General features: G+C 68.2%; 21 protein-coding genes. 10 read left to right on the forward strand and 11 right to left on the reverse strand.

Annotated features, from left to right (window positions below; genetic code table 11):
* Nucleotides 1–28: 28 nt before the first annotated feature.
* On the forward strand, nucleotides 29–1,342 hold the full coding sequence (locus tag E0H45_RS01395) for an ABC1 kinase family protein (protein WP_131334444.1): 1,314 nt from the start codon (nucleotides 29–31) through the stop codon (nucleotides 1,340–1,342).
* On the opposite strand, the gene E0H45_RS01400 is transcribed toward E0H45_RS01395, so the two are convergent.
* The gene (locus E0H45_RS01400; RefSeq protein WP_131334445.1) at nucleotides 1,329–2,801 is read right to left on the reverse strand and encodes an MFS transporter; all 1,473 of its coding nucleotides are present in this window, start codon (nucleotides 2,799–2,801) and stop codon (nucleotides 1,329–1,331) included. The two genes, E0H45_RS01395 and E0H45_RS01400, sit on opposite strands and share 14 nt — an antisense overlap.
* Before the next feature lie 93 nt (nucleotides 2,802–2,894).
* Between E0H45_RS01400 and E0H45_RS01405 the strand changes: the two genes are divergently transcribed.
* On the forward strand, nucleotides 2,895–3,689 hold the full coding sequence (locus E0H45_RS01405) for a DUF899 domain-containing protein (protein WP_131334446.1): 795 nt from the start codon (nucleotides 2,895–2,897) through the stop codon (nucleotides 3,687–3,689).
* On the opposite strand, the gene E0H45_RS01410 is transcribed toward E0H45_RS01405, so the two are convergent.
* Nucleotides 3,680–4,654 (reverse strand): alpha/beta fold hydrolase, encoded by a 975-nt coding sequence (locus E0H45_RS01410; RefSeq protein ID WP_131334447.1) that lies wholly within the window; start codon nucleotides 4,652–4,654, stop codon nucleotides 3,680–3,682. The two genes, E0H45_RS01405 and E0H45_RS01410, sit on opposite strands and share 10 nt — an antisense overlap.
* Before the next feature lie 45 nt (nucleotides 4,655–4,699).
* Here E0H45_RS01410 and E0H45_RS01415 point away from each other — a divergent pair, with 45 nt between their 5' ends.
* Entirely contained in the window at nucleotides 4,700–5,227 is a 528-nt protein-coding gene (locus tag E0H45_RS01415; protein ID WP_131334448.1) for an NUDIX domain-containing protein, read from the forward strand.
* A 65-nt stretch (nucleotides 5,228–5,292) separates the two neighbouring features.
* Here E0H45_RS01415 and E0H45_RS01420 read toward each other — a convergent pair whose 3' ends face one another.
* The 4 genes from E0H45_RS01420 to E0H45_RS01435 all read right to left on the reverse strand — a co-directional run bounded on the left by E0H45_RS01420 (nucleotide 5,293) and on the right by E0H45_RS01435 (nucleotide 8,666).
* The gene (locus E0H45_RS01420; RefSeq protein WP_238150791.1) at nucleotides 5,293–5,433 is read right to left on the reverse strand and encodes a hypothetical protein; all 141 of its coding nucleotides are present in this window, start codon (nucleotides 5,431–5,433) and stop codon (nucleotides 5,293–5,295) included.
* A 109-nt stretch (nucleotides 5,434–5,542) separates the two neighbouring features.
* The gene (locus E0H45_RS01425) at nucleotides 5,543–5,830 is read right to left on the reverse strand and encodes a WhiB family transcriptional regulator (protein ID WP_131334449.1); all 288 of its coding nucleotides are present in this window, start codon (nucleotides 5,828–5,830) and stop codon (nucleotides 5,543–5,545) included.
* A gap of 149 nt (nucleotides 5,831–5,979) precedes the next feature.
* On the reverse strand, nucleotides 5,980–6,177 hold the full coding sequence (locus E0H45_RS01430) for a hypothetical protein (protein WP_131334450.1): 198 nt from the start codon (nucleotides 6,175–6,177) through the stop codon (nucleotides 5,980–5,982).
* Nucleotides 6,178–6,539: 362 nt separating this feature from the next.
* Nucleotides 6,540–8,666, reverse strand: coding sequence for an ATP-dependent DNA helicase UvrD2 (locus E0H45_RS01435; protein ID WP_131334451.1), 2,127 nt, complete (start codon nucleotides 8,664–8,666; stop codon nucleotides 6,540–6,542).
* Nucleotides 8,667–8,766: 100 nt separating this feature from the next.
* Between E0H45_RS01435 and E0H45_RS01440 the strand changes: the two genes are divergently transcribed.
* Together E0H45_RS01440 and E0H45_RS01445 are read left to right on the forward strand one after the other, a co-directional pair.
* A complete protein-coding gene (locus E0H45_RS01440) occupies nucleotides 8,767–9,006 on the forward strand; it encodes a mycoredoxin (RefSeq protein ID WP_131334452.1) in 240 nt (79 codons plus the stop codon).
* 99 nt (nucleotides 9,007–9,105) lie between these two features.
* Entirely contained in the window at nucleotides 9,106–11,463 is a 2,358-nt protein-coding gene (locus E0H45_RS01445; RefSeq protein WP_238154737.1) for a hypothetical protein, read from the forward strand.
* On the opposite strand, the gene nudC is transcribed toward E0H45_RS01445, so the two are convergent.
* Nucleotides 11,464–12,387: an NAD(+) diphosphatase gene (gene nudC, locus E0H45_RS01450; protein ID WP_238154738.1), complete on the reverse strand. Its 924-nt coding sequence runs from the start codon at nucleotides 12,385–12,387 to the stop codon at nucleotides 11,464–11,466. It lies immediately after the preceding gene.
* A gap of 39 nt (nucleotides 12,388–12,426) precedes the next feature.
* On the opposite strand from nudC, the gene deoD reads away from it, so the two are divergent.
* Nucleotides 12,427–13,140, forward strand: a complete 714-nt coding sequence (gene deoD / locus E0H45_RS01455; RefSeq protein ID WP_131334454.1) for a purine-nucleoside phosphorylase — start codon at nucleotides 12,427–12,429, stop codon at nucleotides 13,138–13,140.
* On the opposite strand, the gene E0H45_RS43090 is transcribed toward deoD, so the two are convergent.
* The gene (locus tag E0H45_RS43090; RefSeq protein ID WP_238154739.1) at nucleotides 13,100–13,432 is read right to left on the reverse strand and encodes a hypothetical protein; all 333 of its coding nucleotides are present in this window, start codon (nucleotides 13,430–13,432) and stop codon (nucleotides 13,100–13,102) included. The genes deoD and E0H45_RS43090 overlap by 41 nt on opposite strands.
* A gap of 16 nt (nucleotides 13,433–13,448) precedes the next feature.
* Between E0H45_RS43090 and E0H45_RS43095 the strand changes: the two genes are divergently transcribed.
* A complete protein-coding gene (locus E0H45_RS43095) occupies nucleotides 13,449–13,712 on the forward strand; it encodes a hypothetical protein (RefSeq protein ID WP_238154740.1) in 264 nt (87 codons plus the stop codon).
* A gap of 9 nt (nucleotides 13,713–13,721) precedes the next feature.
* On the opposite strand, the gene E0H45_RS01465 is transcribed toward E0H45_RS43095, so the two are convergent.
* A complete protein-coding gene (locus E0H45_RS01465; protein WP_238154741.1) occupies nucleotides 13,722–14,357 on the reverse strand; it encodes a TetR/AcrR family transcriptional regulator in 636 nt (211 codons plus the stop codon).
* A 188-nt stretch (nucleotides 14,358–14,545) separates the two neighbouring features.
* On the opposite strand from E0H45_RS01465, the gene E0H45_RS01470 reads away from it, so the two are divergent.
* Genes E0H45_RS01470 through E0H45_RS01480 form a run of 3 tightly spaced genes read left to right on the forward strand, consistent with a single transcriptional unit; the run spans nucleotide 14,546 to nucleotide 18,060 of the window.
* Complete coding sequence (locus E0H45_RS01470; protein WP_131334456.1) at nucleotides 14,546–15,352, forward strand: SDR family NAD(P)-dependent oxidoreductase; 807 nt, start codon at nucleotides 14,546–14,548, stop codon at nucleotides 15,350–15,352.
* Nucleotides 15,352–16,473 carry a DUF5938 domain-containing protein gene (locus tag E0H45_RS01475; RefSeq protein WP_131334457.1) on the forward strand — a complete coding sequence of 374 codons (1,122 nt, stop codon included), beginning with the start codon at nucleotides 15,352–15,354 and terminating at the stop codon, nucleotides 16,471–16,473. Before E0H45_RS01470 ends, E0H45_RS01475 begins: the two co-directional genes overlap by 1 nt.
* Before the next feature lie 21 nt (nucleotides 16,474–16,494).
* Nucleotides 16,495–18,060: an AMP-binding protein gene (locus E0H45_RS01480; protein ID WP_131334458.1), complete on the forward strand. Its 1,566-nt coding sequence runs from the start codon at nucleotides 16,495–16,497 to the stop codon at nucleotides 18,058–18,060.
* Here E0H45_RS01480 and E0H45_RS01485 read toward each other — a convergent pair.
* Complete coding sequence (locus tag E0H45_RS01485; RefSeq protein ID WP_131334459.1) at nucleotides 18,046–18,717, reverse strand: GOLPH3/VPS74 family protein; 672 nt, start codon at nucleotides 18,715–18,717, stop codon at nucleotides 18,046–18,048. The two genes, E0H45_RS01480 and E0H45_RS01485, sit on opposite strands and share 15 nt — an antisense overlap.
* 82 nt (nucleotides 18,718–18,799) lie before the next feature.
* Nucleotides 18,800–19,003: a PASTA domain-containing protein gene (locus tag E0H45_RS42770; RefSeq protein ID WP_131334460.1), complete on the reverse strand. Its 204-nt coding sequence runs from the start codon at nucleotides 19,001–19,003 to the stop codon at nucleotides 18,800–18,802.
* Between the last annotated feature and the right edge of the window lie 171 nt (nucleotides 19,004–19,174).

The following is a 19,174-nucleotide window of genomic DNA, read 5'->3' on the forward strand; positions in this document are numbered from 1 at the left end:
GGCTTGGGTGACCGGACAGAATGGGTACGTGTCGGACCTTCCTCGTAAGGCGCTGAGCCGGACCGCGAAACTTGCCAGCCTGCCGCTCGGTGCCGCCGGGCGGGCGACGGTCGGCCTGGGCAAGCGCATCGGCGGCGCCCCCGCCGAGGCCGTGTACGCCGAGTTCCAGCGCCGTACGGCGGACCAGTTGTTCGCCGTCCTGGGTGAGCTCAAGGGCGGCGCGATGAAGTTCGGGCAGATGCTCAGCCTGATGGAGTCCGCGATGCCGGAGGAGCTCGCGGCGCCGTACCGGGCGACCCTGACCAAGCTGCAGGACTCCGCCCCGCCGATGCAGGCCTCGACCGTGGACACGATCCTCAGCCGTGAGCTCGGCAAGCGCTGGCGGGACCGGTTCGACGAGTTCGGCGACGTACCTGCGGCCGCGGCGTCGATCGGCCAGGTGCACCGCGGACGGCTGAAGGACGGCCGCGAGGTCGCGGTCAAGCTGCAGTACCCAGGTGCCGCGGAGGCCCTGCGGGCCGATCTGCGTCAGCTCGGGCGGTTCGCCCGGACGATCGGCAGCCTGATCCCCGGCCTGGACGTGAAGCCGCTCATCGCCGAGCTCCAGGAGCGGATCGGCGAGGAGCTCGACTACGACCGCGAGGCGCAGGCCCAGCAGCAGTACGCCGACGCGTTCAAGGATCACCCGGAGTTCGTGGTCCCGCGGGTCGTCAAGCACTCCCCCTCGGTGATCGTGTCCGAGTGGATCGAGGGCCGGCCGCTGTCGTCGTACATCACCGGCGGCACCAAGGAGGAGCGGGACGCGATCGGGCTGAAGTACGTCCGGTTCATGTTCAGCGGGCCGAAGTACGCCGGTCTGCTGCACTCCGACCCGCACCCGGGGAACTTCCGGGTGATGCCGGACGGGCGGCTCGGCGTGGTCGACTTCGGCCTCTGCGCGCGGCTCCCGGACGGCCTGCCGCCGGCGATCGGACGGCTGCTGCGGATCTCGCTGAAGGGCGACGGCCTGGCGGTCCGGGACGGGCTCAAGGCCGAGGGCTTCATCAAGCCGCGGATGGAGATCGACCCGGCCCAGCTGATGGACTACCTCGCGCCGTTCGCGGAGCCGGCCCGCGAGGAGAGCTTCCAGTTCAGCCGGGAGTGGATGCGCGCGCAGGCGAACCGGACCGGCGACTTCCGGTCCCCCAACGCGTCCCTCGCCCTGCGCCTCAACATGCCACCGTCGTACCTGCTGATCCACCGCGTCTGGATCGGCGGCATGGCCGTGCTCTCCCAGCTCGAGGCCGAGGCCCCGTTCCGCTCGGTCCTGGAGGAGCTCCTGCCCGGCTTCAGCGACGACTGAGCGCGGGCAGCGCGCGCAGGGTGACCGCCAGCAGGACCGCCATCGCGGCCAGGGCCACGGCAGTGATCCCGGCAGCCATGTGAAGTCCGGAGGTGAAGGCGTCCCGGGCCTGATCGAGTACGTCGGCAGACGCGCCCTGGCTGACCGCCTCACCCAGCGAGTTGCCGCCACGACCGTCGGTACGGCTGCGGTAGACCGCGGTGACCACGCTGCCGAGGACGGCGATGCCGAGGGAGTACCCGAACTCGTTGCCCGTCTGGGTCAGCGCGCCGGCCGAGCCGGCCTTCTCCGGTGGCACAGATCCGATGACCAGGTTCGTCCCCAGAATGACCAGCGCGCCCGGCCCGAGGCACTGCACCGCGAACGCGATCACCAGCACCGTGGTCGAGGTCGTCACGCTGACCACGGCCATGCCGGCCACCGTGAACGCGACACCGGCTGGGATGAGGATGCCCGGACGGATCCGCTGCGCCAGCCGCGGCGCGAGCTGGAAGCCGATCGTCGACGTGATCATGCCCGGGACCAGCGCCAGCCCGGCGTCGAGCGGGCTCATCCCCTTGACCAGCTGGAAGTACTGCGCAATGAAGACCATCACGCCACCGGACAGCATCGAGTACGCCGTCATGCTGCCGAGCGTCACACTGAAGGTCCGCCGCGCGAACAGCCGCACGTCCACCAGCGGGTCGTCCAGCCGCCGCTGACGCCGTACGAAGATCCAGCCGAAGGTGCCGCCGATCAGCAGGGCCCCGATGGACTGGGTGCCGGCCCCGTGCGAGGCGAGGTGCTTCAGGCCGTGGATGGCCGGCAGGATCGCGGCCAGCGACAGCAGGACACTCGGTACGTCGATCCGTCCGGCCTTCTCGTTCCGGTACTCCGGGAGGATGAACCGCCCCACTGCCAGCAGAACCAGCATCGCCGGGACGCCGATCAGGAAGGCGGAGCCCCACCAGAAGTGGTTCAGCAGGACGCCACCGACGATCGGGCCGACGATCGCGCCGACGGTGAAGCAGCCGCCCCAGACGCCGAGCGCGGTGGCCCGCTGCCGCTCGTTCGGGAACAGCGTGGAGATCAGCGACAAGGTGCACGGCGCGATCGCTGCTCCGGCGATGCCCAGCACCGCGCGGGCGCCGATCAGCATGCCGGGGCTGACCGAGTACGCCGCCACGATCGAGGCGACGCCGAACACCGCAGCGGCGATCAGCAGCAGCCGACGGCGGCCGAGGCGGTCGCCCAGGCTGCCCATCGTGATCATCAGGCCGGCCACCATGAACCCGTACACGTCCAGGATCCACAACTGCTGGCTACCGGTGGCGCCGAGCGCCTCGGTGACCGCCGGCACGGCCAGTAGCATCACGAACAGGTCCAGGGACACGAGCAGCGACGCGAGGCACAGCACGCTCAGCGCGATCCACTGCCGCTTGCCGGTGGCCACGGGGTCCGCCTCGAGGCTGAGGGTCATGATCCGGTCCTTCCACAGGAGTCTTGTCACTCACTGCGTCGGACGGCACATCGCAAGATCGACAGTGGGTACAGATCTTTTCAGGAGGTCGGGATGACAACGATGGACAATCTGCCCGAGGTCGTGACGCAGGACGAGTGGCTCGCGGCCCGTCTGGAGCTGCTGAGGCTGGAGAAGGAGGTGACGCGAGCGCGCGACCGCCTGAACGCCGAGCGCCGGCGGCTGCCGATGGTCCGGATGGACAAGCCCTACGTTTTCGAGGGTCCGGACGGTGAGGTCGGGCTGTTGGACCTGTTCGGCGGGCGGGACCAGCTGGTGATGCACCACTTCATGTTCGGCCCGGACTGGGACGAGGCGTGTCCGAGTTGCTCGTCCGCCGCCGACGAGGTCGGAAACCTCCGCCAGTTGTACGTGCGCAACACGGCACTGGTCGCCGTGTCGCGCGCGCCGTACCCGAAGATCGCCGCGTTCCAGGAGCGGCTGGGTTGGACGTTTCCGTGGTACTCGTCGTACGGGAGCGACTTCAACTACGACTTCCACGCCACGCTGGACGACCGGGTCGCGCCGGTGCTGCTGCATTTCCGCACGCAGGAGCAGCTGGCGAACGAGAAGGGGACGCCGTGGTCGGACGGACCGTGGACCGCTGACATGAACGGCGAGGAGCTACCGGGTATCAGCGCGTTCGTCCGGGTCGACGACGAGGTGTTCCACACGTACTCGACCTTCGGCCGTGGCATCGAGGACTTCCACAACTGCTACCGGTACCTCGACCTCACCGTCCTCGGACGACAAGAGGTGTGGGAGGAGCCGAAGGGACGCGCCGAGCCGCTCGGTCTCCACGTCGGCGGACCCGCGATGCGCGTCCCGGACCGGTACGACTACCAGTAGACCGAGTCGAGCTTTCCCTCGATGCTGCGGACGTTCTCCCGGGCACACCGGTCGCAGTACAACAGCTTGCGGCCGTCCTCGATCGAGGTCATCCAGGTCAGCGGCACGTCCTCGGACGCCGCCTGCTGACCACACAACACACAGGTAGCTCTGGTCACGCGCATCAGTGTTGCACCACTGGTCTCCAGGAAGCGCCGCACCTCCGTGTTGAACGCTTCAGGTGCCTCGAGGTTCGCTTCATGGCCCACTCCGCGGAGCACCACGAGTTCTGCAGTGGGGATTGCCGACCGCAGCGCCTCCCCGACCGTCCCGAGCGGGCAGCGCTGGTCGTGTTCACCCCAGAGCAGCAGCGTGGGGACCCCGATCGTGGGCAGGACCGCGTTCAGATCTGCCTCGGCGAACGCGGTCAGCATCGGCAGCATCCCGGTCGGACGGCTCTCCGCCATCATCGTCCGGACCAGTTCCAGCGACCCGGCCGGCGCTGATCCGGCGAAAAAGCCGGGGAGGTAGTCGTCCATCCACTCCGCCGGCGGCCGCTCGACCTCGGACCGGACCCGCCGTACCCGGGCCTCGACCTCCTCGGGCGGCAAGGATCCCTTCCAGCCGGCGTACGCCCCCACAAGGATCAGCGAGCGGACCAACTCGGGGTGGCGTTGCCACACGGCGAGAGCGAGGCCGCCACCCCAGGACAGGCCGCACAGATGGGCTTCCCCGATGCCCAGTTCGGTCACCAGAGCGGTCAGGTCATCGGCGTAGTCCGACATCGTCATCCGACCGGCAGGATCGTCGGAGGCTCCACAGCCGGGCGCGTCCCAGGCGATCACGTCGAAGAGATCGGCCAGGCCGTCCAGCTGGGGTCGCCAGGCACGGCCGTCGCTCCACCCGCCGTGCAGCAACACCAGCGCGGGTCCGGCACCGGCGCGGTGGTATGCCATCGTCCGGCCGCCGACGTCGACCAGCTTCATCGCCCGAGACCTCCCCCGCTCGAGACGTGCCCTACGCTCCTCAGCATGCGCTGGGTGATCCATGGTGAGGAAGAGGCCTGGTCCAATCGGTGGCTGAGCGTACGGCGGTTGGACGTCGAGCAGCCCGACGGGGAGCGGTTCGACTACCACGCGGTACGCCTGAAGGACATCGCCGCGGCTGTCGTCACCCGGGACGAGTGCGTGCTGCTGATGTGGCGGCACCGGTTCCTGACCGACACCTGGGCGTGGGAGATCCCGATGGGGATCATCGAGGCCGGTGAGAGTCCGGAGGCTGCCGCGGCGCGGGAGCTCGAGGAGGAGACCGGGTGGCGGGCGGACGGGCTGAGCGAGCTCATCCGCTCGGAGCCGGCGGCCGGGATCATGGACTCGCGGCACTTTGTGTACCGGGCGGCAAGTGCGCAGTACGCCGGACCGCCGACCGAGCGGAACGAGTCGGATCGGATCGAGTGGATCCCGCTGGCCGACGTACCCGGGATGATCAACCGCCACGAGATCGTCAGCGGCATCACGCTGGTCGGTCTGCAGCAACTGCTGCTGTCAGAACGTGGCTGAGGGGCGGCACCCCTTTGGGTGCCGCCCCTCAGTGATTCAGCTGGTCAGGCTGTGATTCTGGTGGATCAGACGAGGCGGGCGAGTGCGAGGCGCGCGCGTGCGCTGGCCCTCTCAGCTCGCCGGCCGGCCCGCTCGGCCTGCTTCTGCGCCTTCTCGATCTGGTGAGCGAGGCGGAAGCGCCGGTTCTGCTCTGCGTCCTTCAGCAAGCTACGACAATGAGCACGGGCGAGATCTTCGTGAAGTAAATGCATTTCGGTGCTCCTGGTGAAAGTCTGAGTGGTCACGTTGGACTCGTTTCGGATGGGTTGAAGGTCGTCAGGCTGCGGTTACGGTGTCACTCTTGCGGGGACGCCCACGGGGCCGCTTGCGCGGAACCACCACACCTTGGACGAACAGCTGGCCGCCCCACACTCCCCACGGCTCGGAACGCTCGAGCGCTCCGGCCAGGCACTCGGCCTTCAGCGGGCAGGTCGTGCAGAGAGACTTCGCGTACTCGACGTCCGCCGGCGATTCGGCGAAGAAGAGTTCTGGCGCGTAGGACCGACAGGGCAGGTCCTGCGACGTTGCGACCTCGGTGAAGACATCGAGGAAGCTCACGCTCATTCCGGTCACCTCCCAGTGACTTTTGGTTGCTGATCTCTTGTCGTCGGTGACGGCTGCCGGGTGACGGCCGCCAAATCTTGGGGACAAACAAAAGGGCCGCGGGACCCTAGGTGGGTTCCGCGGCCTGGAGGTGCCGGCTCTGACGTCTGTCAGACCGGTGGACTCCATGCTCGAGAACCCGAACCGCCGTACTTCACATCGCCGACAGCTCCGCCCTTGATCTGGGCAGCGCCGGAGGCCATGAGCACAACGGTCGCGACATGCAGGCGCGGCGAGGCACCCTGAATCGGGGCGCACGGCAGCGCGGTTGCGTCGCTGAACGGCTTCTTGACCGTGTTGGTGATCATTTCCAGGGCACCTCCTCTCGTTGTGGCGAAGCGGGCGGTTAGCTCGATCGCTATGGTGGTTTGAAGTTTTCGGCCAGGCTTCGACCGCAGAAAGAACAGTACGCCGTCCGCGCCGGAGCCCGCAAACTATTTATCGCCAGTTCGCGAAGTTGGCCGGAAGTTGCCGCTGAGGCGGCAAGATCTCATTGCCGGCGCAGCCTTCCAGCACGCTCCGGGACGCCATCCGCACGCTCCGGGATCGTTGCCTCTGTCACCTAACTGCCACGTCTGCCAGCAGCAGAACACGGCACGTCCTCCAGGATGCGCCGCGGATCTCGTGCCTGGCAACAGGTTTGCCTGAAAGGGCAGCCAGTGCAGAGGTCTCAGCGAGTGCAGAGGTTGAGGATGTGCTCGCCGTACTTGGTCAGCTTGGTGTGGCCGATGCCCGGGATCTGCCGGAGCGCCTGGGCGTCGCCGGGCTTGGTCTCGGCGATCGCGGTCAGGGTCGCGTCGGTGAGGATCACGAACGCCGGCATCTTCTCGGACTCCGCCTGCTCGGTGCGCCACTCGATCAAGGCGTCGTACAGCTTCTGGTCGATCGAGGACGGGCAGTCCTCGCAGCGGCCGAGCTTGCGGGCGCCCGGGTCGGTCAGGCCGCGGCCGCAGACCCGGCACTTGGGGATCGGCCGGCCGGACTTCTCAGCGCGTTCGGAGCGGGATGGGCGCTCCCAGCCGACGGACGACGACGGGGTCCACTCGGAGCGCGCCGTACGGACGCCGATCGGGTCCAGGAAGCGGGTCGGTCCACGCGTACCGCGGCCGCCCGGCGAGCGGGAGGTGGACCAGCTGATGAACAGCTGCTGCTTGGCCCGCGTCACGCCGACATAGAACAGCCGTCGTTCCTCCTCCACCTGCGCCGGCGTCTGGGCGTAGGTGATCGGCAGCGTCCCCTCGTGCGCCCCGACGATGAAGACGGACTCCCACTCCAGGCCCTTGGCCGCGTGCAGCGTCGCCAGCGTGACGCCCTCCGCCAGCGGCGCGTGCTGGATCGTCGCCCGACGGTCCAGCTCTGCCATCAGCTCCGGCAGCCTCGCGTCGGGATTCGCCGCGGCGAAGTCGGACGTCATCGTCACCAGCGCGCTCAGCGACTCCCAGCGGTCCCGCACCGCACCGGTCCCGGTCGGCGGCTCCTGCGTCCAGCCGGCACCGCCCAGCACTCCGGTCACCGTGGTCACCAGGTCGTCGCCGGCCTGACCGGCCTTGGCCTGTCCGCGCAGCAGTACGGCGGCCTGCCGGATCTCCGCGCGCTCGAAGAACCGCTCCGCGCCCTTCAGCACGGTCGGGATCTTCCGCTCGGCCAGCGCCTGCTCGAAGTTCTCCGACTGCGCGTTGGTCCGGAACAGTACGGCGATGTCCCGCAGCGCCACGCCCTCGTCCTTCAGCCGTACGACGGCCCGCGCCACCGCGTCCGCCTCCGCGACCTCGTCGGAGTACTCGCGGTAGACCGGAACCGGACCGGCCTCCTTCTGCGACCGCAACGTGACCCGCCCGGGCAGCCCCGTCGGACCGGCGGCGTCCAGGATCTTGTTAGCCACGTCCACGATCTGCGGCGTCGACCGGTAGTCGCGGACCAGCTTGATCACGGTCGCCGACGGGTGCCGGGACGCGAACCGCACCAGGTTCTCCGGGTCGGCGCCGGCCCATGAATAGATCGTCTGCGCCGGGTCACCGACCACGCAGACGTCCTCGCGGCCACCGAGCCACAGGTCGAGCAGGCTCTGCTGCAGCGGCGAGACGTCCTGGTACTCGTCCACGACGAACGTGCGGTACTGCCGCCGGATCTCCGCCGCCACCCGCTCGTCCTCCGCGAGCAGCGCGACAGTACAGAGCAGCACGTCCTCCAGGTCGATGCGCCCGCGCTCCAGCTTCACATCCTCGTACGCCGCGAAGATCCGGGCGATCGTCGCCGGGTCGAAGGCCGCCAGCGCCCGCGCCGACTTGGGCGCCAGCCGCGCGTAGTCGTCCGGCCGGACGTTGCTCACCTTGGCCCACTCGACCTCGCCGGCCAGGTCGCGCAGCGCGGGTGTGTCCACCCGGACGCGGCAGCGCGACGCGGCCTCGGTCAGCAGCGGGAACTTGCGGTCCGCGATCGGCGGCAGCTCCCCGCCGTACACCTTCGGCCAGAAGAACCGGGCCTGCCGGAGCGCGGCGGAGTGGAACGTGCGGGCCTGCACGCCCTGGACGCCGAGCTGCGCGAGCCGGCCGCGCATCTCCCCCGCGGCCCGCTGGGTGAACGTCACCGCGAGCACGCGGACCGGGTCGAACGTCCCGGTGCGCACGCCGTACGCGATCCGGTGGGTGATCGCCCGCGTCTTCCCGGTCCCCGCGCCGGCCATCACCGCGACGGCGCCGTGCAACGTGGTCGCGACCGCCCGCTGCTCCGGGTCGAGAGCCTCCAGAAGGCTCTCGGCGGATGCAGATTGTGTGAAGTCGCTCACGGGCTGGGACATGCGGGAACAGCACCACCTGCATCATGGTTCGGATACGTCGAAGGCAACCCTAGACGGGTCGCCCGACAAAACCCCTCCCCACTCCACAAGGAGTCCGCCGATGTCGGCATTCACCATGTACTCGACCCCGTGGTGCGGCTACTGCCACCGCCTCAAGGGCCAGCTCAAGCGGGCCGGAATCGAGTTCACCGAGATCGACATCGAGCAGGTCCCGGAGGCCGCGAAGATCGTCGAGAAGGTCAACAACGGCAACCAGACGGTGCCGACCGTGGTCTTCCCCGACGGCACCGCGATGACGAACCCGTCGCTCGCCCAGGTCGCGGACAAGCTCGTCGCCTGACGAGATCCAGGCATAGCTCAGGTCATATCGCCTGAGTTATGGACATTACGGTCATGACCGTTATACCTTGCGGTGAACTACGCCGCAGGGAGTCCGCCCATGTTCTCGCGCCGTCAATTCCGCTATGCCCTTACGAGCCTCGCCGTCACGCTCGGCCTGCTCGCGACGGGCGGTCTGCACGCCACTGCGGCCCCGCCGGGGGACCTGCCTGACCCGTTCCCGTCGGAGAACTGGCCGCTTGGCACCCCGACGCGACCGATCGCGCCGTCGGCCGAGGTCATCAAGGACCTCGGGTCGCCGATCAGCTCGCTCACGATCATGGAAGGCGCGATCGGCCACACGCCGGACGGCCGCGACGTCGTGTACGCCGTACCCGCGGGTGAGAACGCGCGGCTCAACGTCGTCGACCTGCACAGCCGCGAGCTGATCCGCACCGTGCCGCTGCCCGGGGCCGCCGGCGGCTGGGCGATCGTCGTGGTGCCGAACGGTGACGTCTACCTCGGCACCTACGCCAACGCGCATCTCTACCGCTACAGCCCGGCCACGGGTGAGGTGACCGACCTGGGGCAGCCCATCCCGGGCGAGTCCCAGATCTACGGCCTCACCGCCGACCAGGCCGGCAACGTGTACGCCGGGACGTATCCGACCGCCCACGCGTTCAAGTACGACGCAACGACCGGAGATGTCACCGACTACGGCTCACTCGACCCGGTGCAGCAGTACGCGCGGTCCACGGTCTACGACCCCGACCACAACAAGCTGTTCGTCGGCGTCTCCACTCCGAACGCCAGGCTGCTCCGCATCGACGTGGACACCAAGGCGGTCGAGGACATCACTCCCCCGGGTACGACGGCGAAGGACTTCATCGACCTCGACTACGCCGGCGGCAAGGTCTTCGCAAACGCGAGCAGCCGCCTGGTGGTGGTCGACGCAGTGACCGGTGAGCAGGTCAAGTACACCGACAGCGCCACGGGCCAGCAGGTGATGGACTACCCGATCGCTGCGCGCGGTGTCTCCGCGGCCGGACCAGGTGGCGTCTACTTCACCAACAACACCCTGTCCCTCACGCACTACGACCTGGACACCAACACGGTCGGTCCGGTCTCGCCGCCGCGCACACTGACCCGTGGCGCATCCATCGGCTACGGCTGGGTGACCGAGAACGGCGTACCGGTGCTGTACGGCCTGGCCGGCAACTACTCCGGTGGAACGTTCCGCTACAACCCAGCGGACGGGACGCTCGCGCAGTGGAGCTCACCGTTCCAGTACGTGCCGTCGCCGCTCATGCACGCACTGGCCGACCCCACCACGGCCAAGGTGTTCGTCAACGTCTACCTGAACGGCGCCACCTCCATTTACGACCCGGCGACCGGCAAGTCCACAGTCACCACCAGGCAGGGACAGGTGGAGGGCTGGGCCTGGGACGGCACCGGCAAGATGTACGTCGGTATCTACCCGTACGGCCGTCTCTCGCTCTGGGACCCGACCGCACCGGAGAGCCCGACCAACCCGAAGGAACTGTTCAGCCTCGTCGACAGCGACCACCAGAACAGGCCGGTCGCAGTGGTCCCCGCAGGCAACCGTGTGTACGTCGGCACCACACCGGCGTACGGCGAGTACGGCGGCGCGCTGACCGTGTACGACGTACCGACGGGCAGCCACACGGTCTACCGCAACCTGGTGACCGACCAGACGATCTCCTCCATCGTGCCCTCCGGTGCTGACGTCTGGGTCGGCTCCAGCATCGAGGGCGGTCAGGGCACCGACCCGAGGGCCAGTGAGGCACACCTGGTCAAGGTGAACCCGGCGACGGGAGAGGTGCTGACCGACGTCGTCCCGGTCTCCGGTGCGGCCAGCATCAACGAGCTGACCACCGGACCGGACGGCAACATCTGGGGTCTCGCGGACGGCATCGTGTTCGCCGTCAACCCGTCCACCGGTGAGGTGGAGCGCCTGCTGCCCGTGTTCAGCGGAGCCACCGGCTCACAGGACGGGGCACTGTCCTGGCGCGACGGCTACTTGTACGGCGTGACCGGTGGCCGGCTGTTCGTCATGGACATCCTGAGCGGCCGCACGACCGTACTGCGCGACCACGGCCTCAACCGGCTCACCCAGACGCCGGACGGCACCTACTACACGCTGCTGCGTCCGGACGGCTACATCAACCCGACCAACCTGGCCTCGTACACGCCACCGGTCGACTCCTGTCCGCAGTCCGACGTCCGGTCGACGGTCTGGACCGGGAACATCGACAGCCACGTACAGAACCGCTTCCTGACGTACGGTTGCACGCTGACAGACGTACTGCCGGATGCCGAGGCGGACTGGCCGAGCCACAGCGCCTACGTCGAAGCGGTCAACCGGAAGCTCAGGCAGCTCGAGACGGACGGCTCGGTCGAGCGCTGGGAGGGCGTCCTGATCAGGATCGCCGCAGCCCGGTCCGACGTGGGCCGGTGATCACCAGCTCCCGCTGAGGCTCTCGCCGTACCAGCCTTCGATCAGGCGGCGGGAGATCGAGATCGCCCCCGGGAGGGCCATCGTGCCGGCTTCGACCAGCACGCGGAGGTCCTCCCGGGTGAACCACTTCGCCTCGTGGATCTCGTCCTGGTCCACGTCGATATCGAAGTTCGTCGCCTTCGCGTAGAACCCCAGCATCAGGCTCGCGGGCAGCGGCCACGGCTGGCTGGCCGCGTACTCGACCTCCGGCCCGACGACCACACCGGTCTCCTCGAGCACCTCACGCCGTACGGTGGCCTCCAACGACTCGCCTGGCTCCACGAAGCCGGCCAGCGTGGAGTACCGGCCTGCAGGCCAGGCCTCGTTGCGGCCGAGCAGTGCGCGGTCCTGGTCGTCGGTGACCAGCACGATGATCGCCGGGTCGCTGCGCGGGAAGTGCGACAGCCCGCAACCCGGGCAGCGCCGTACGTGTCCGGCCTCCACTACCTCGGTGTGCTCGCCGCAGTTCCCGCAGTGCGTGTAGACGGCATGCCAGTTGGACAGTCCGATCAGGTGCACGGCGATGCCGGCCTCGCGGTCGTCCAGTACGGCGCCGAGCTCGCGCAGTCCGCCGTACGACTCGTCGCCCTCACCGCCGACCAGTACGCCGAACACCGCGCGGCCCTCCGCGGTCATCCCGGCCCCGGACTCGCGGTCGATGCCGAGGAAGATCCGAAGACCTTCCGGCGCCTCGGACGGCGGCACGAACCGCACTGCGGAGCGGTCCTCGACCACCTGGATCTTGTCGCCGGCCACGACCGCGACCTGCGTTTCGGGCGCGGCCCAGGCTTTCTCCAACCAGTCGTCGTCTCGGCGGCGGTCGGCGGCGCGGTCCAGTACGGGCCGGGACAGGGCTAGCGAACCAGGTGCGATGGAGTAGGCCACATGCCTCAACATATCCCGCGCCCGTGAGAGCATCCCCGCATGAGTATTCACATCGCCGCCGAGAAGGGGCAGATCGCACCGCGGGTGCTGTTTCCGGGCGACCCGCTGCGGGCCAAGTGGATCGCGGAGACCTACCTGTCCGACGTGATCTGCTACACCGAGATCCGCAACATGTTCGGGTTCACCGGCACCTACAAGGGTGAGCGCATCTCCGTGCAGGGCTCCGGCATGGGCCAGGCGTCCGCCTCCATCTACGCGAACGAGCTGTTCGAGGAGTACGAAGTACAGACCCTGATCCGGGTCGGCACCTGTGGCGCGCTGACCGAGGCGGTCCGGGTCCGCGACGTGATCATCGCGATGTCCGCGAGCACCGACTCGCAGATGAACCGGCTGCGCTTCCACGGCATCGACTACGCGCCGACCGCCGACTACAAGCTGCTCCGCGCGGCCGTGGACGCCGCCGAGGCAGCCGGGCTGAACGTGCACGTCGGCCAGGTGTTCTCCGGCGACCTGTTCTACAACGACCGCCCGGACCTGGTCTCGCGGACCGCGGAGTACGGCGTGCTCGGCATCGAGATGGAGGCCGCTGCGCTCTACACGCTGGCAGCGAAGTTCGGCCGCCGCGCGCTCGGCATCATGACCGTGTCGGACCACCTGATCACGCACGAGGTGACGTCCGCGGAGGAGCGTCAGACGACGTTCTCCGAGATGATCACGATCGCCCTCGACGCGGCGATCGAGGTGCCGGTCTGAACCCCCGGTACGGCGCTGCCGTTCTGGCCTGCGCCGCACTCGTCGTAGGGACCACGTCCTGCTCCGGCGACAAGCCGGAGTCGGACGGGAGCCCGAGCACATCTGCGAGCACCAGCACCTCAGGTACGCCTGCCGCGAGCAACAGCTCGTCAGGACCTGAGGAGACGCTGCCGGACCTCACGGCGGCACAGGTCGTCGCAGCGTTCACGGGCAAGCAGTACAAGTGCAGCACCGACGAGGCGTACGAGACCTGCAGCAGCGGCTTGCGGTCGGTCCAGGTGCTGATCGGCACGCACCCGCGTCCACCGGTGATCTCACTGCAGGCGGCCGGCCCGGCGACCGAGTCGACGACGCGGCTGGCCGAGTTCGCACCGGAGGCGCTGGAGCTGGCGCACGTGAACCCGCGCGGTCAGATCGTCGACTGGCTGAAGCAGCAGTCAGGCAAGGCGTCGGCGCAGACGACGTTCGGCGACTGGAACGTCGAGTTCTCGACCGAGGCCGACTCCGAAGCACCGGGCACGATCCTCACGCTCACCGACAAGCTCTGCAAGGCGAACTGCGGGGCCGAGTAACGGCTGTGGCTACGCCGCGACCAGCTTGGGCAGGACCTGCAGGAGCCGGCCGGTCAGCAGGTCCGGGACCTTCTCCGGGTTCGCGGCGTAGCCGACCACGGCCTGCTCGAACAGGCCGTCGATCAGCGCGTACGCCGTCGGTGCGTCCACTGTCGGTGTGGTGCCGGTGAGATCGGCGTACCGGGACAGGATCCGCCAGATCATCTCTTCGAGCAGCTGGTCGATCGCCTCGACGTCCGGGCGGAGCTGCTCCTCGAACATGCTCTGCGCCCGCAGGTCGTACCAGAGCTTGTGCATCGGGGTCTCCTCGACCAGCGTCTGGGTCATCTTGCCCAGGAAGCCGGTCGCGAGCTCGTCGGCGGACGTCGCGGTCTCGACCACCTCGTCGTACCGCCGGGCGCACTTGGTCTTGTAGTAGCGCACGCAGTAGCTGATCAGGTCGATCTTGTCGCGGAAGTAGTAGTGCACGACGCCGTGCGTGAACTCGGAGTTGTTCGCGATCTCGCGCAGGCTGGTGCGCGCGTAGCCGAGCTCACCCAGCGTCTTCAGTGCGGACTCCGCCAGCGCGACCCGGCGGCGTTCGATCTTGTCGATCCCGGAGACACGGGCAGGCCGCTCCTCAGCAGCGGACGCCACGGCAATCACCCACTCTCCTGCTCGGACCTGCTCGAACACGGTCAGGCCTGGCGGGCCCGATGCGCCAGAGTACCCCGCCCCGGGCCAGGCGCGTCCCGGTGCGGGGAGATTTCTTGACAAGTGTCAAACAAAGTCTTGACGACTGTCAAAAGCCTGGCCAGAGTGTGAACAACCCGTGCAGAGCAAAGGAGCTTCAGATGGGTTCACTCGATCTCTCCGGCCGCAAGGCCCTGGTCACCGGCGGAGCGCAGGGACTCGGCGAGGGGATGGCGAAAGCCCTCGCAGCAGCCGGCGCCAAAGTCGTGATCAGCGATATCCAGAAGGACGCCGGCGAGGCGGTCGCCGACGCGCTCGACCAGGAGTACGGCGCAGGCAACGGCTTCGTCGCCCACGACATCACCGACGACGGCGACTGGGAGAACGCGGTGGTCGCCGCCAACGACATCCTCGGCGGCCTCGACATCCTGGTGAACAACGCGGGGGTGGAGATCACCAGCCTGCTCACCGAGGTCACCGCGGACCAGATCCGCAAGATGCTCGAGGTCAACGTCCTCGGCACCACGCTCGGCATCAAGTGGGGCCTGCGGACGATGCGTCCCGAGGGCCTGGCCGGTCAGGGCGGCGCGATCATCAACGTCGCGTCGGTCGCCGCCACCATCGCGTTCCCCGGCATCGCCGTGTACTCCGCGACCAAGTCCGCCGTCGACCGGCTGACCCGGGTCGCCGCGATGGAGTCCGGCAAGCTCGGGTACGGCGTCCGCGTCAACTGCATCTACCCCGGCCTGGTCCCGACCGCGATGGGCGCCGGCCTGGCGAACGACGTGGCCCAACTCGGACTGTTCGAGTCGCCCGACGCCGCGGTCGCCGCGGTGATCGGACTGACGCCCGCCGGCCGGCTCGGTGAGGTCGCGGACATGGCCGATGCGGTCGTCTTCCTCGCGTCCGACGAGTCCCGGTTCATCACCGGCATCGGACTGCCGGTCGACGGCGGAATGGGGATGTGATGGCGAAGCCTGTTGTTGTCTACGGCGCCTCCGGCTACACCGGCCGCCTGGTCTGCGAGTACCTGCGCCAGTACCACGTCCCTTTTGTGGCGGCTGGACGTGACGAGGCGAAGCTCAAGGCCTCTATGGAGTCACATGTCCCTGGCATCGAGACGGCTGACTACGAGATCGCAGCAGTCGACCACGACGTCGCTTCACTCACCGATCTGTTCACAGGCGCTTCCGTCGTACTGAACACGGTCGGACCGTTCAGTGAGCTCGGTCCGGCGGCTGTGGAAGCAGCACTCGCAGCAGGTGCGCACTACACCGACACGACCGGTGAGCAGGACTGGCTGATGACCTGCGACGAGAAGTACGGTCAGCAGTTCGCTGAGGCCAACCTGGTGCTCGCACCGGGTATTGCGCAGATGTACACCACCAGCGAGATCGCCGCGCAGCTGTGCCTCGAGCAGCCCGGTCTGGACACCCTGGACATCGCCGTCTTCTGGGGCGGCAGCCCGACCATCGCATCGACCCGCACGATTCTGGTGAACGCTGCGACGTCGAAGGCGCACTACCTGGAGAACAACCAGTACGCCGAGTTCCCCGAGCAGGGCCTGGTGTCGTTGGTGGTGCCCGGACAGCACGAGCTCGCTTTGTCGCTGCCCTGGGGTGGCATGTCGCACCCGGTGTGGTTCAAGCGCGATCCGCGGGTGGCGAACTGCAAGGCGCAGGGCGGTGTGTTCAACGCCGCGCTGATGAACGGGGTCCCGCAGATCGTTGCCGCGGCGCTGGAAGCCACGAAGGACATGTCGCCCGAAGACCGCAACACCGCATTGACCGAGACCGCTCGCCAGGTGATGAACGAGATGCCGCCCCGGGAGAACCCGCGCGTCAACAAAACGCTGGACTCGGTGCACGCCTCCGGACCGCTCGGGCGGGCGCATTGCGTCATCCACGGCAACAGCAACTACCAGCAGACCGGTCTGCTCCAGGCGTTCGCGGCGTACTCGCTGCTGCAGACGCCACCTAAGCGGGTCGGTTTCGCGAGCGGCTGCCAGGCATTCGGTCACCGCGAGCTGCTCGGCGTACTGCGGAGCTTCGGGCTGGTGTCCGAGCCGCAGCTGACGGTGCAGCACTAGAGGAGTTCCAGAGGAGTTACTGTGCGGCTGGTCGACTACCTGGACAAGGGCGCATCGCTGGCGCCGGACGCCTCCTGCCTGACCACGGACGGCGAGACGCTGACGTACGCCGACGTACAGCAGCTCTCGTACCGGATCGCGGGCGCGCTGGCGGCAACCGGCGTACGGCCGGGTGGCAAGGTGGCGATCCTGGCCGCGAACGACCCGGTGGCGTTCAGTTGCGTGTTCGGGATCAGCCGGGCCGGTGCGGTCTGGTGCCCGATCAACCCGCGCAACGAGGCCGCCGAGAACCGTGAACTGCTCGACCAGTTCGACTGCGAAGTACTGATCTACCAGGCGGCGTTCGCGCCACTGGTGGACCGCATTCGGGACTCACTGCCGAAGGTGCACACGTTTGTCTGCCTCGACGGGGAGCCCTCCAGCTCCGGCCCCACCCCCCACCCTGTTGGCCGGAGCACTGTCGGCTGGGACGCGTTCTGCGGGGGCGCGTCCCAGCCGGCACCTGATCTGACCGACCCGGACGATCTGGCGATGATCGTCGGGACCGGCGGCACGACCGGGCGCCCGAAAGGGGTCATGCTCGGCAACAGCAACCTGGAGACGATGACCGCGCTCACGCTGATCGGGTACCCGTTCGGCGAGCGACCGGTCTATCTGGCGCTGGCACCGCTGACACACGCAGCAGGTGTGCTGTGCTTCCCGGTGCTCGCATCCGGCGGCGAGATCGTGATCATGCGAGCTCCCGACGTACATGCCTTCCTGGAGCTGATACCGCGCCACGGGGTGACCCACACGTTCTTGCCGCCGACGCTGATCTACATGGTGCTGGCAGCGCCGGAGCTCGACTCCACGGACCTGTCGTCGCTGCGGTGCTTCTGGTACGGCGCCGCGCCGATGTCGGTCGCCCGGCTCGAGGAGGCGCTGCGGCGGATCGGTCCGGTGATGGCCCAGCTGTTCGGGCAGACCGAGGCGCCGATGATGATCTCGATGCTGCCGCCTAGTGACCACTTCGACGCAAAGGGCCATAGTGCGCGGGGACGGCTGTCATCCGCGGGACGGCCGTCCCCGCTGGTCACGGTGGCGATCATGGGAGCGGACGGCACGCTGCTCCCGCACGGTGAGCGCGGCGAGATCGTGGTGCGCGGGTCGCTGGTGATGCAGGGGTACTACCGGAACGCCGAGGCGACCGCAGCGGCTTCGGCGTACGGCTGGCACCACACCGGCGACATCGGGTACCTGGACGACGACAACTACCTCTACATCGTCGACCGGGCGAAGGACATGATCATCACCGGCGGCTTCAACGTGTACTCCACCGAGGTCGAGCAGGCGCTGATGGCGCACGCCGACGTACAGGACTGTGCAGTGATCGGCCTGCCGGACGAGAAGTGGGGCGAGCGGGTCGTGGCCGTCGTACAACTCCAGTCCGGCAGTGTGGTCGAGCCGGACGAGCTGATCGCGTTCGCGAAGGCACGCATCGGCAGTGTGAAGGCACCGAAGGAGGTGCTCGTCTGGCCCGACCTGCCACGCTCCAAGGTCGGCAAGGTGGTGAAGCCGGACATCAAGGCCCGGCTAGCTGCTACCTGATGCTCCTGCGGTGGACGCCACCACGATGGCTGCCGTGACGGCCGCCTGCATCTCGGCGACGGCCTTCTTCACCGCGGCCGCGGCCCAGTCCGAGTCGGCGATCTCCTTCGCCCGCTGCTTCAGCGCCTTCTTGTCCACCGCATCCGTGATGACCTTCGGTACGACGTTCAGCGCGCTGAGAAGAGCGATCAACGCAGCGGTGCGCTCGTTCGGCGCCGTACCGACTTTCAGCACGCTCTCCAGCCCGGCGCGCACCTCCTGCTCGTGCCGCGCATCCTTGGCCGGCCAACGCGTGACCGGGAACAGTCCGAGCACTCTGCCCTGGTCCTCCTCCAGCACACCCCGCTCCGCAAGCCGTGCCAGCAACTGGTTGCGCAGCCGCTTCGAGAGCGCACCGATCTGGTCCTTCGGCTTCTTGCCAGGCTTGTTGACCACGTACGCCAGGCGCTCGTCCAGGATCGGGTCCCCGGTCGGCGTGCCGTCCAGCACCTGCAGGCGGCCCGCCTTGCCGTCGATGGTGATGTCGAGCTTCCGGTTCAGCGTCAACTCGATCAGCACCGCGCCGGCCAGCGCGTAGTCCAGGCCCGGCGACCCGGCGACGGGCTTGCCGGTCTCGTCGTCGTACAGCAGCAACAAGAGGTCTTCGGCGATCAACATGCCTCCAACCTAGGCATGCCCGCGGTTGGCGCACATCCGCCGCGCGGCGTACCTGCCGCATCCGCCTTTAGTAGGCCCCCGGCTACTCGCCGATCTTCTTGGAGCGCAGGACGATCTTGGCATCGGCCGCGGCACGGGTGCCGCCCGCGGGCTGCTGGCTGACTACGACCCAGTTGCGGTCGTTGATCAGCAGCCGGCCCTGTCCGGTGGCGTCCTCCTCGGTCAGATAGTAGAAACCCGCCGCCTGCATCGTGTCCTGGGCCAACTGGTGGTTCAGCCCGACCACATTCGGTACCACCGCTGTTTGAGCAGGCGAGGTCGAAGTGGGCGGCAAGGGAGTGGGAGTGGGCGACGAAGCGGCGGTCACAGTCGTCGCTGTCGTCGCAGTGACAGTGACTTGTGAATCCGGCGTTCCAGAGCTGCCACAGGCCACCAACAGAAACAGCATCCCGCCGAG

The sequence above is a fragment of the Kribbella soli genome (genome assembly GCF_004331345.1).
Taxonomy (GTDB): domain Bacteria; phylum Actinomycetota; class Actinomycetes; order Propionibacteriales; family Kribbellaceae; genus Kribbella; species Kribbella soli.